Annotated in this window: 9 protein-coding genes; 4 read left to right on the forward strand and 5 right to left on the reverse strand. The window is 68.1% G+C overall.

Going from position 1 to position 12,405, the window contains the following annotated elements; all coding sequences use genetic code 11:
• Positions 1-6 precede the first annotated feature (6 nt).
• Positions 7-1,341: an ammonium transporter gene (locus EF834_RS16185; protein ID WP_127948250.1), complete on the reverse strand. Its 1,335-nt coding sequence runs from the start codon at positions 1,339-1,341 to the stop codon at positions 7-9.
• Between the two features lie 185 nt (positions 1,342-1,526).
• Between EF834_RS16185 and EF834_RS16190 the strand changes: the two genes are divergently transcribed.
• On the forward strand, positions 1,527-3,593 hold the full coding sequence (locus tag EF834_RS16190) for a DNA polymerase III subunits gamma/tau (protein WP_127948251.1): 2,067 nt from the start codon (positions 1,527-1,529) through the stop codon (positions 3,591-3,593).
• Between the two features lie 256 nt (positions 3,594-3,849).
• Positions 3,850-5,646, forward strand: a complete 1,797-nt coding sequence (locus EF834_RS16195; RefSeq protein WP_127948252.1) for an alpha/beta hydrolase family protein — start codon at positions 3,850-3,852, stop codon at positions 5,644-5,646.
• Positions 5,647-5,672: 26 nt separating this feature from the next.
• Here EF834_RS16195 and EF834_RS16200 read toward each other — a convergent pair whose 3' ends face one another.
• Positions 5,673-6,149: a MarR family winged helix-turn-helix transcriptional regulator gene (locus tag EF834_RS16200; protein ID WP_235871256.1), complete on the reverse strand. Its 477-nt coding sequence runs from the start codon at positions 6,147-6,149 to the stop codon at positions 5,673-5,675.
• Between the two features lie 96 nt (positions 6,150-6,245).
• Here EF834_RS16200 and EF834_RS16205 point away from each other — a divergent pair, with 96 nt between their 5' ends.
• The gene (locus EF834_RS16205; protein ID WP_127948253.1) at positions 6,246-7,124 is read left to right on the forward strand and encodes an alpha/beta fold hydrolase; all 879 of its coding nucleotides are present in this window, start codon (positions 6,246-6,248) and stop codon (positions 7,122-7,124) included.
• 49 nt (positions 7,125-7,173) lie between these two features.
• A complete protein-coding gene (locus tag EF834_RS16210) occupies positions 7,174-7,449 on the forward strand; it encodes a hypothetical protein (protein WP_127948254.1) in 276 nt (91 codons plus the stop codon).
• A gap of 46 nt (positions 7,450-7,495) precedes the next feature.
• Here the strand turns inward: EF834_RS16210 and EF834_RS16215 are convergent, their stop codons facing one another.
• The 3 genes from EF834_RS16215 to EF834_RS16225 all read right to left on the reverse strand — a co-directional run bounded on the left by EF834_RS16215 (position 7,496) and on the right by EF834_RS16225 (position 12,394).
• Positions 7,496-8,647, reverse strand: coding sequence for a site-2 protease family protein (locus EF834_RS16215; RefSeq protein WP_127948255.1), 1,152 nt, complete (start codon positions 8,645-8,647; stop codon positions 7,496-7,498).
• Positions 8,648-8,771: 124 nt separating this feature from the next.
• A complete protein-coding gene (locus EF834_RS16220) occupies positions 8,772-10,487 on the reverse strand; it encodes an amidase (protein WP_127948256.1) in 1,716 nt (571 codons plus the stop codon).
• Positions 10,488-10,678: 191 nt separating this feature from the next.
• Positions 10,679-12,394 (reverse strand): amidase, encoded by a 1,716-nt coding sequence (locus EF834_RS16225; protein WP_127948257.1) that lies wholly within the window; start codon positions 12,392-12,394, stop codon positions 10,679-10,681.
• Between the last annotated feature and the right edge of the window lie 11 nt (positions 12,395-12,405).

The raw sequence follows: 12,405 nt of genomic DNA on the forward strand, positions 1-12,405 counted from the left end.
GGACGATCAGACCCCGTCTTTCTCCGATTCCGGACGCTGACGCGGCTGCTCGTGCTCGTGCTCACGCGAGAACAGGCCGTGCTGCGGACCGTGTTGCGGGCCGTGTGCGAGGACGGCGTGCTCGTAGGCCGACTCGGCGTGCATCGCCAGGTCGATGCCGGAGGTCTCCTGTTCGGCGGTGACGCGGAAGCCGATCACACGGTCGGTGAGCTTGCCGATACCGAACGACACTCCGAAGGCGTAGAGGCCGACGACGACGATCACGAGAATCTGCTTGCCGAGCAGGGCGAACCCGCCGCCGTACAGCAGCCCCTCCACACCGCCGGTCATCACCTGAGCGGCGAGCAGACCGATCAGCAGCGTGCCGACGATGCCGCCGACCAGGTGCACACCGACGACGTCGAGGGAGTCGTCGTAGCCGAAGCGGAACTTCCAGCCCACCGCGAACGAGCACACGGCGCCGGCGAGGATGCCGATTACGGCGGCACCGACCATGCTGACGTACCCGCACGACGGGGTGATGGCAACCAGACCGGCGACGACACCCGAGGCGGCACCGAACGTGGTCGGGTGGCCGTCCCGCGTCTTCTCCACGAACAGCCAGCCGAGCAGACCGGCGCAGCCGGCGACGAGGGTGTTGAGGAACACTGCTGCAGCGATGCCGTCCGCGGCCAGGGCCGAGCCCGCGTTGAAGCCGAACCAGCCGAACCACAGGAGGCCGACACCGAGCAGGACCAGCGGGAGGTTGTGCGGACGCATCGGGTCAGTGCGGAACCCGATACGCGGGCCGAGCACGAGGGCAAGTGCCAGCGCCGATGCGCCGGAAACGATCTCGACGACCAGGCCACCCGCGAAGTCCAGCGCCCCGAGCTTGGAGATCCAGCCGTCCGGGCCCCACACCCAGTGGGCGACGGGAGCGTAGACCAGCAGCGTCCACAGCGGGACGAAGATCATCCATGACGAGAACTTGGCACGGTCGGCGATTGCACCGCTGACCAGCGCGGCGGTGAGGATGGCGAACGTCAGCTGGAACGTCGCGAACAGGAACTCGGGCACCCCGGACGTTGCGGTGTCGGGGGTGATCCCGGAAAGGCCGAAGTGTTCGAGCCCACCGATCAGTCCGCCGCCGACGTCGTCGCCGAACGCGAGGCTGTACCCGACGAACAGCCACGCCACCGTGACCAGGGCGATCGCGATGAAACTCATCATGATCATGTTGAGCACGCCCTTGGAGCGGACCATGCCGCCGTAGAACAGCGCGAGGCCGGGCGTCATCAGCAGGACCATGGCCGTGCAGACCAGTAGCCACGCGGTAGTCGCGGGATCGATTGTCTCGAGCATGTGAACTTCTCCTCACCGGCGGGTCTCACCACACGCGAGCATCGACCATCGCGTCTCCTGGTTTCCGGCTCGCGGCAACCATGTTGCGTACATGTTTCGTAGTTCTCTCCGCGCTCGGGTTGGAGGCGACGCGTGGGCCGCGACGCCTGCCACGAACTGTCGGTGATCGCCGGTAGTCTTTCGCCGTGGCCCTGTACCGGAAATATCGACCGGCTTCGTTTGCGGAGGTGGTGGGTCAGGAGCACGTCACCGAGCCCCTGAGCACCGCGCTCGACGCCGGACGCATCACCCACGCCTACCTGTTCTCCGGGCCGCGGGGATGCGGCAAGACGTCGTCGGCCCGCATCCTCGCGCGGTCGCTCAACTGCGTACAGGGGCCCACGTCCAGCCCGTGCGGGGTGTGCGCGTCGTGTGTCGCGCTCGGTCCCGGTGGTGCCGGCAACCTGGACGTCATCGAACTCGACGCAGCCAGTCATGGTGGTGTAGAGGACACCCGCGAGCTGCGTGACCGCGCGTTCTACGCCCCCGCCGAGTCTCGGTACCGGGTGTTCATCGTCGACGAGGCGCACATGGTCACCACGGCGGGATTCAACGCGCTCCTCAAGATCGTCGAGGAGCCGCCGGAGCACCTGATCTTCGTCTTCGCGACCACAGAGCCGGAGAAGGTGCTTCCCACCATCCGGTCCCGTACGCATCACTACCCGTTCCGGCTCCTGGCACCGTCAACCATGCGCGGGCTGCTCGAGAGGATCTGTGCACAGGAGCACGTTCCGGTCGAGGATGCGGTGTATCCGCTCGTCATCCGCGCCGGCGGCGGTTCGCCGCGGGATTCCTTGAGCCTGCTCGACCAGCTCCTCGCGGGCGCGGGCGACGAGGGTGTGACGTATGCGCGGGCGCTCGCGCTGCTCGGGGTCACCGACGTCGCGCTCATCGACGAGGCCGTCGACGCGCTCGCCGCGAACGACGGAGCCAGCCTGTTCGGCACCATCGACAAGGTGATGGATGCCGGTCACGACCCGCGCCGCTTCGCGGTCGACCTGCTCGAGCGCCTGCGCGATCTGATCCTGATGCGTGCTGTCCCGGACGCGGCCGAACGCGGCCTGGTCGACGCTCCCGGCGACGTTCTCGAGCGGATGCGCGAGGAGGCCGAGAAGATCGGGTCCGCGACCCTGGCCCGTTACGCCGAGTTGGCGCACGCAGGTCTCGGTGAGATGCGCGGTGCTACCGCGCCCCGCCTGCTGCTCGAGGTGATGTGCGCCCGGATGTTGCTGCCGTCGGCGACGGACGCGGAATCGGCTGTGTTGCAGCGACTCGAGCGGCTCGAGCGGGGAGTTTCGGCGGCCCCGGCTGCGCCCCCGTCCGCAACGTCCCCGTCCGTGCCGGCCGCATCCCCCGCCGCTCCTCGCCCCGCTCCCGCCGAGCCGCCATCGGCCGGGCCTGTCTATCAGCGTCCTTCCCAGCGCCGCACGGCCGAGGTCGACGGCGCCGCTGGGGAAGCGGCGCGGACCGCACCCGAGCCCGAGTCGGCCTCCACGCCGGCTCCGGCTCCCCCTCCCGCCCCGCGGCTCGAGCCCGTCCGTCGGCCAGATCCGGAACCCGCTCCAGTGCAACAGGTTTCGTCGGACCGTCCCGACGCAGCCGCGATCCGCGCCGTGTGGTCCGAGGTGCGAGCGAAAGTGCGCGAGCGTAGTCGCACGGTCGAGGTGATGCTGTCCGGCGCGACGGTGCGGACGGTGGACGGCTCGCGGGTGGTTCTGGGCCACGACTCAGCTCCACTGGCAAAGCGACTGGTCGAACCACGCAACGGCGACGTCATCCGGGCGGCCCTGCATGAGGTATTCGGCGGCGACTGGGAGGTCACCTGCGAACATGGCGCCGCCCCGGACGCGGCCAGCCCGGCGCAGGACGCACCGGTGGTTGCCGCGCCACAGCAAGCGAAGGCGCCTGCCGCTCAACGCTTCTCCAGGCCCAGTCAGGCGCGCGCGGTCCCGCCGCCGGGGACACCCGTGCCGGAGCCAGACGACATTCCGCCGCCCGAGGCGCCCGACTACCCGGATGATCCGGGTCCGCCTCCCCCCTCGGCCGTCGATGACGGCTACGCCCCTTCCCCGCCTCCGACCACGCCGGAAGACGAGGAGGAGATGATGGCGGAGGCCGCGGTCCCGGTGGAGGAGGCAAGTCGGGTCGACCCCGACGACGCGGCCGGTGAACTGCTCACCGAGGTCCTGGGCGCGCGCCAGATCGACGGCTGACGCTCACGTTCAGCCGACGCTCTCACCGGGTGCGGTACCTGATCGACGAGAATGTCTACGGTGACGAGCGTGGGTCACGCGAACCCGGGCGTCAAAGCTAGTGTCGCAGGATGTTTGGGGTGACCAGATGCCCGCCGACTGACCTCGAGGTCAACTGGATCGACGGTTCAGAATCGGCAGATGAACCGGCTCCTCGTGTCCGATGCGTGCGGTAGCTTCGGCTGGTCGGCGTGTGTGACGAGGTGAGGAGTGGGTTGTGGCGGTCAAGGTTGTCTTCCTGCACGGCATCGGGGACGGGGATCCGCAGGCCGGTTGGCTGGAAGGGCTCAACCGGGGGCTGACACAGGCGGGCCACGACCCTATTGCCCGCGCGGAAACACTCGCTCCCCGTTACAGCGCGATCCTCTCCACCGATGGGATCGGAGCGAAAATGCCCCAGGCGACCTATCGCGCCAAGGACGATGCGAAGGCCCGCTTCGCATTCGCTCGCCGCCAGGCCCGGATTCAGCGGAGTCTGGGGCTGGCGGCGGCACCATCGGGCATGGGCATGCACTTGATGCCGGAGGGTCCGCTGAACGCGGCCCAAGGGTTCGCAGTCGGGCACGTTTCCGCCTATGACCTCCCTCAGGTTCGGCGATATGTACGAAACGATCCGCTGCGCGGTGCCGTGCTTCGCTACCTCCTGGACCACGACTTCGGCAACGAGATCGTCCTGATCGGTCACAGCCTCGGCAGCGTCATCGCGATCGATCTGCTTCATCACCTGCCGGAGAATGTCCACGTCCGGCGTTTCGTCACAATAGGTAGCCCAGCGGCCGCGCCCTCGCTCCACGAAGGCAGCGAGCGGCTGCTGAAGAAGTTCCCTTACGCGCGGGTCGACGACTGGTCGAATATCTTCAATCCCGGCGATCTGGTTACCGGGGGCCGCGGACTCGCCTCGATCTTCCCCGCCGCACAGGATTTCGCGGTCGACCTCGGAATGCTCGAGCACGGGGCAAGTACCTACCTCGGGCATCCGGCGGCAGCGAGTCTCGTCGCCGACATCGTCTACCCGAGCAAGAGCCCCGTCCTGGCGCGATCGGGAATCGCCGTGCGCCTGACCGACACCCAGGCCTCGGTCCTCCTGCTGCTTCACTACGGTCACGCCGTCGCCCGGCATATCAAGGACCAGGAGGCTGCCGCCCGCTACACCGGCGCTCTACGCGTTCGGCAGGACCAGGTCGTTGCCGAGATCGAGGAGCTTGCGACCGTCGGGCAACAGCCCCTGGCTGCAGAACTGCATCAGCTGGTCGACGGGGATCTGCCGGCGGTTCCGCAACGGTGGGAGCTGCACGAGGCTGTAAGCGAACTTGCTGTTCTTGCACTGACGAACGCGGTCGATCCGTACGAGATCGACGTAGAGCGGGCGCCGATGCAAGCCCTTCCCGAGACTGCGGTCGCGCTCGGCTTCAGCCCCGATGTGGGGGACAAGGTCGCCCGCGCGATCGAGGAGGTCCAGAAGGTGCTGAATCGCCGGGGCGGGGCGCCGTGGGGCAGAGTGCTGACGGCGGCAGCCGGGGTGGCTCTGCTGGCGGCGGGTCCGGTCGGGTTGCTCGCTGCTGCCCCGGCCACGGCTGCTGGTGCGGCCGCGATCACGGGTGGGCTTGCCGCGTTCGGCCCGGGTGGAATGGTGGGCGGCCTCGCGATGCTCGGGGGGCTGGCGGGTACAGGTGCGGCGATCACTGCCACGGCGGTGGCTAGCGGAGGCGGGGAAGAGCGCCCGGTTCTCGATCTCAAGGCCCTGGTGCTGCGGGTGACCATTGAGCATGCCCGCAAGATGCTGGATCTTCCGTTCGATCGCAACCTCTGGTACCAGCTCGCGGATGCCGAGACGCAGGTGTGCGCGCAGATCAACCGACTCGAGGCGTTCAGTGGCCCCAAGTCCACGAGCCTGACCACGCTGCGTGAGATCAAGGACTCGCTCGGACGGCTGATGCGGTTCGTCATCGAGAAAGAACTGGCGCCAGTGGCAATTGCCGGCGGCGATGGAAGCGAGCGGACGGGGACGAGCTGACCTAGGCCGCGATCGGCTGAGGGCGGTCAGTCTGTAGCCCGGGGGCGAGCATCGTCGATGGACTGCTGCATGTCGGTCAAGAACCTGTGGATGGCGTTCAACTGCCGTTCGCTGTATGCGCCGATGGCGGTCGTCGCGTTCTCGATCACAGGACCGAAGAACGACCAGCCCAGCTGTACGGCTTCGGGGGTGACGTGGATCAGTACTTTTCTACGATCTTGATGGTCCCTTTCGCGCCGCACATGCCCGGCCTTCTCCAGGCGATCGACGAGCGCTGTCACCGATGCCGAGTTGAGGTGAAGCCTTTCCCCCAACCATGTCGGGGTTGCCGTGCGGCCACCGCGCTCGGCGTCGAGCAGGTAGATCAGTGCTCGCAGGTCGGTGGCGTGCAGGCCGTGGATGCGCGCGAACTCTGCACCGAACAGGTGTAACTCGACTACCAGGGCGCGAAGCCGGTGCACGGTGGCCAGTGGGTCCTCGGCCATCTCGTTTTCGGTGTCCATCAGGGTCTCCTGTGGTCGACAGCGCTACCCGGACAACCTACTATCTCGACAGACAAAGTATCTCGATAGATCGAGCTAATTTCTCGGGGGGGTTGGATGTCAACGTTGTCGCCTACCGATTTCACCGCCACCGCCGAAGGTGTTGCCTTCTACCGTGCCTACGATCGCGTGCTCGCGAAGTGGCCGGTAGATGTCACCAGTATTGATCTGGCATCTATCTACGGCACGACCCACGTGAACATGTGTGGCCCGCTCGATGCCCCGCCTATAGTCCTTCTACCGGGTGCGGGAGCGACTTCTACTGTTTGGTTCCGAAACGTCGCTGCCCTGGCGACCCGATACCGGGTCTACGCGATCGATCTGATTGGTGATTCGGGCCGAAGCATCGCCGACGGTCAACGGCTCCTGTCGGTCGATGACCTGATGTCCTGGCTCCATGCCGTCACAGAGGCTGCCGGCCTGATGAACTTCGGTCTCGTCGGGCACTCGTACGGCGCGATGATCGCGCTCTCGTACGCACTGCGCGAACCGGATCGCGTCAGGAAACTGGCGCTGCTCGACCCCAATTCCTGCTTCGCTGGAATGCGCGCGTCCTACCTCGCCCGTGCTGTGCCATTACTGGTACGCCCCACCGAGAAGCGTGAACGAAACTTCATCCGATGGGAGACGAACGGGCAGCAGATCGATGAGGACTGGCTCGATCTGCTCGCCTGTGGAGCGGCGCACTTCCCGAAGGCGAAGACCATTGTTCCTAAGCGACCCAAGCGAAGTGAACTCGAGGACCTAGCTGTCGACACGACCGTGATACTCGCAGGCGGCAGCAAGGTGCACGACAGCGGACGGCTCGCAACCGACATCGGGGAGTCGATCCCGCGACTACGCGCAACCGCCGTCGACGGGGCAACGCACCACACCATGCCGATGAGCCCTGCGGCCGAGTTGAACGAAGCGCTGATCAAAGCTCTCTCAACGTGAAGGACGCTCGGCCCTTTCCCTTTGCTCCTCCACGTTGCAGCATGGAGGTATGGCGCAGTTCGAGGCCTGCGTGAACATCGACCCCATGTGTACGGTCCTCACGATCCGTGACGCGACGGGGAGGGTTGTGCACCGCGAACGGAAACCACCTCGGTGGGGGCTCATGCCGCGTTGCAACGATTTCGACTTCGCGGCAATCGATTCGGCTCTCCTCGGTGCCGGGTTCTGTCGGCCCACCAGGGCCGAATGGGTGTCCGGGCACTGGTCGGTTCATACCGTCGTGCACGAGACCGCAGCGTCGGGGGCGGATGCCGGGGCGCGCTGACCACGCCGAAGGGGGCCCTGCAAGAACGTCTCCGACCTGGGCGGACTCACCCGGGGTCGGTCGGTGGTCGTTCGATCGGGAGTCCCAGCGACGTGCGCTCGCACACGCGGCGCAGGTCGGTCGCCGTGACGATACCGACCAGGCGACCACCTCCGTCGACGACCGCGAGCAGGTCCAACCCCGGACGCAGCACAGCGGTCGAGATCACGGTCTCGACGCGGGCGTCCGGATGAATGCGTGCCGAGTCGGGTAGCGGGCGCGCGAGGCCGCCGATCGGGCCTGCACGATCGGCGGCATGGGTGAGATCTTGGAGCGAGAGCACGCCCACGGGCCGGTCCCAACGGTCGACCACGGGGAAGGTGCGGTGACGCAGGCGCGGCAAGACGTCGGTGACGAATATACGGATATCGTCGTCGGCGTGGACGACAGTCGGCGTCGGGGTCATGATCCGCCCGACCTCGAGGTCACCCAGCTGATGCCGCATGGATGCGTTCATCAGTTCGACGTTGGCGGCGTTGCGCAGGAACCAGCCGAGCAGAATCAGCCACAGTCCGCCGATGTTCTGCGTGAACAGGACCTGGATTCCGCCGAGCGTGATCAGGATCAGCCCCAGGACTCGGCCGCTGCGTGCGGCGCCGGCAGCGGCCGCCAGGCGGTCTCCGCTGCGCCACCACAACACCGCGTGCAGTACCCGGCCGCCGTCGAGGGGTGCGCCCGGCAGCAGATTGAACACGGCCAGAACGACATTCGCGATCCCGAGCCAGGCCAGTGACCCGGTGACGACCGGGTCGGCCACGTCGCGGAGGAACACGACGAGCAACAGCGCCGTGATGCCGATCGCGAAGCTGGTGAGCGGGCCGGCGAGGGTGATCCGCAGTTCGGTGCGCGGGTCGTTCGGCTCGCTCTGCAGCTCGGACATTCCACCGAGCAGCCACAGCGTGATCCGGCGGACGGGCACCCCGTCATGCACAGCGACAACCGAGTGTGCCAGCTCGTGCGCCGCCAACGACAGCACGAACACCACAGCCGCCAGCGCGCCGACCGACCAGTACTCCGCGATAGACCGTCCGGGATACGCGGCGGGCAGAATGGACCCGGCCAGCAGTGCGGTGATCAGGGTGAGCGTCGCCAGCAGCGACCAGTGCAGATACAGCCGGATCCCGAATACCCGGCCGACCGGAATCGACCACTTCAGCATCGGTCACCTCATCCGGCTCGCACGCCAGTGTCACCTGTATTCCATCGCCGTCCCGAGCCGGACGCGAGGGCCGTTGGTCATCTGGCTGCCGAATCTCGACGATCCCGCGCTGAGCGGGTGACGGTCAGATCGCGGCTGTCGAGGTCGTCGGCAGGAAGTGGAAACCGAACCCGACGTTGGCGGTGTTGGTGGGATCGGGACCCGCACCGGGTGTGGTGACCTGAACGCGCGGGATGTCACGTGTGGCCGGCGCGACGGTCGGGGCCTCGAGCAAGTCGGGCCGGGCGGCCTGGAGTTCGAGCACGATCTCGATGAGCGTGCTCTCGTCCCAGGGGCGGCCGCCGACCTGGACGCCGAACGGCATGCCCGTTGCCGCTGACCGTCCTGCGGGGGTGCTGATCACCGGCGCCCCCGTGCGGTTGGCCCAATGGACGTTTCCGGTGACTCCAGCGAACACCGGGATCCCCGCGATCTCGCTGCGCTTGGCGCCGTCGGCCTTCGCACCCGGAACGAGGATTGCGTCGAGGTCGTGGTCGGCGAACATCCGGTTGTATTCGTGCTGGTAGATCAGTCGATCGCGTGCTGCGGTCATGTAGTCGATCGCCGGCCACGCCAGCGCGGCGATCGCCTTTGTAGCGGTTGCGGCGTTGTCGAGCCGGTACAAGCCCAGGCGGTCCTTGAACTGGTTGTGGTAGCTGCCCATCTCGACGGTATCTCCGTCGATCAGCTCGGGCGGCAGTACCGGAAGTTCGACATCGACGGTGGTGCCGCCGAGGCGTCGGACGAGGTCGAGGTATTCGTCGAAGAGCGTGCGGGTGGCGTCGGGCAGTGCGTCCACGTCCGATCGCACGACGCCGAAGCGCTTGCCGGACAGTGGTGTGGGGCCGCCCTTCGCGGACAGGGGGTAGCCCCCGTCGGGTACTGCCGGGCCTGCCGCGGTGCTCGGGTCCTCCGGGTCCGCGCCTGCCATGAAGCCGAGCATCAGGGCCGCGTCGGCGACGCTGCGTCCCATGGGACCGGCGTGGTCGCGGGTCCAGGTCAGTGGGATGACGCCGCGGACGCTGCAGCGGCCGAAGGTCGGCTTGATCGAGGTGATTCCGCAGGCGCTGGCCGGCAGTCGCAGCGAGCCGCCGGTGTCGGTGCCGGTCGCGAGGGGGACGAAGCGCGCGGCGAGCACCGCGGCGCTGCCGCCGGAGGAGCCGCCGGGGGAGTACTCGGTGTTCCACGGGTTGCCGACCTGTTCGGTGGCCACGCCGATCGCGAACTCGTCGGTGTGCGCGTGCCCGAGCAGGACCATGCCGGCGTCCTTCAGCCGCCGCCATACCGTCGAATCGCCGGCCGCGATGTTGCCCTCGAGAACGCGGCTGGACGCGGTCAGGGGCAGGCCGGACACGGCGAACAGGTCCTTGAGGGCCAGAGGGAGACCGCACACCAGCGGGGCGGGTCCGTTGGTGCTCACGCTCTGCTGTGAGAGCCGTTGCGCCGCAGCGTCGGCGGCCTCGTACGCCATCTCCGGGTAGATCCGGATCCATCCGCCGATCTCGCCGTCGAACTCGTTGCTGCGGGTCAGGCAGGCGTCGAGCAGTTCGCGGGGATGTAGCGCGCCGGACTGCAGCAGGCTCGCTGCCTGCACCGCGTCGAGGAAGGCCGGATCGGTGACCGTGATCGAGTCGGGGCTGGGGAGTCCGTTCGCGGGTGCTTGGCTGCGCAGGCGGGTGCGGGCGCCGGCGCTCGGAACGCCTGCGCCGAGCGTCGCCGCGCCGGCCGCTCCGAATGCGGCCGCGCTCAAGAACCCGCGCCGTGACATTCCGGACCGCGACAGGCCCCCAGCTTCGCCCATGCTTGAATCCCCTCTCGAGTCCTTCTCGAAGTCCCAGCTGCCCCCGGCAGGGTAGCTGGTCCCGGCAAAGTTCGCAGAAAGGACACGTTCCGCTGTACGTGATCGCCTGGGTCACAGACCCGGATCGGTTCGGTCCCTTACGGCCACCCCTGGCTGCAGAGTCTGCAAGCGACCGGGCTCGGCGGGTGAGGTCAGATCGCGGCTGTCGAGGTCGTCGGCAGGAAGTGGAAACCGAATCCGACGTTGGCGGTGTTGGTGGGATCGGGACCCGCACCGGGTGTGGTGACCTGAACACGTGGGATGTCGCGTGGGGCCGGCGCGACGGTCGGGGCCTCCAGCAAGTCGGGCCGGGCGGCCTGAAGTTCGAGCACGATCTCGATGAGCGTGCTCTCGTCCCAGGGTCGGCCGCCGACCTGGACGCCGAACGGCATGCCCGTTGCCGCTGACCGTCCTGCGGGGGTGCTGATCACCGGCGCCCCCGTGTAGTTGGCCCAACCGACGTTTCCCATTACGCCGCTGAACACCGAGATGCCCGCGACCTCGCTGCGCTTGGAACCGTCGGCCTTCGCACCCGGAACGAGGATCGCGTCGAGGTCGTGGTCGGCGAGCATCCGGTTGTATTCGTGCTGGTAGATCAGTCGGTTGCGTGCCGCGGTCATGTAGTCGATCGCCGGCACCGCCAGGGCGGCGATCGACAGGGCAGCGCTGCCGGCGTGGCCGAGCCGGTACAGGCCCAGGCGGTCCTTGAACTGGTTGTGGTAGCTGCCCATCTCCGCGGAATCGCCGGTCGTTATGTCCGACGGCAGTCTGGGTAGTTTGACGTCGACGGTGGTGCCGCCGAGGCGTCGGACGAGGTCGAGGTATTCGTCGAAGAGCGTGCGGGTTGCGTCGGGCAGTGCGTCCACGTCCGATCGCACGACGCCGAAGCGCTTGCCGGACAGTGGTGTGGGGCCGCCCTTCGCGGACAGGGGGTAGCCCCCGTCGGGTACTGCCGGGCCTGCCGCGGTGCTCGGGTCCTCCGGGTCCGCGCCTGCCATGAAGCCGAGCATCAGGGCCGCGTCGGCGACGCTGCGTCCCATGGGACCGGCGTGGTCGCGGGTCCAGGTCAGTGGGATGACGCCGCGGACGCTGCAGCGGCCGAAGGTCGGCTTGATCGAGGTGATTCCGCAGGCGCTGGCCGGCAGTCGCAGCGAGCCGCCGGTGTCGGTGCCGGTCGCGAGGGGGACGAAGCGCGCGGCGAGCACCGCGGCGCTGCCGCCGGAGGAGCCGCCGGGGGAGTACTCGGTGTTCCACGGGTTGCCGACCTGTTCGGTGGCCACGCCGATCGCGAACTCGTCGGTGTGCGCGTGCCCGAGCAGGACCATGCCGGCGTCCTTCAGCCGCCGCCATACCGTCGAATCGCCGGCCGCGATGTTGCCCTCGAGAACGCGGCTGGACGCGGTCAGGGGCAGGCCGGACACGGCGAACAGGTCCTTGAGGGCCAGAGGGAGACCGCACACCAGCGGGGCGGGTCCGTTGGTGCTCACGCTCTGCTGTGAGAGCCGTTGCGCCGCAGCGTCGGCGGCCTCGTACGCCATCTCCGGGTAGATCCGGATCCATCCGCCGATCTCGCCGTCGAACTCGTTGCTGCGGGTCAGGCAGGCGTCGAGCAGTTCGCGGGGATGTAGCGCGCCGGACTGCAGCAGGCTTGCTGCCTGTACCGCGTCGAGGAAGGCCGGATCGGTGACCGTGATCGAGTCGGGGCTGGGGAGTCCGTTCGTGGGTGCTTGGCTGCGCAGGCGGGTGCGGGCGCCGGCGCTCGGAGCGCCTGTGCCGAGCGTCGCCGCGCCGGCCGCTCCGAATGCGGCCGCGCTCAAGAACCCGCGCCGTGACATTCCGGACCGCGACAGGCCCCCCGGTCCACCCATGCTCGAATCCC

Source organism: Rhodococcus spongiicola (genome assembly GCF_004011835.1).
Lineage (GTDB): Bacteria > Actinomycetota > Actinomycetes > Mycobacteriales > Mycobacteriaceae > Prescottella > Prescottella spongiicola.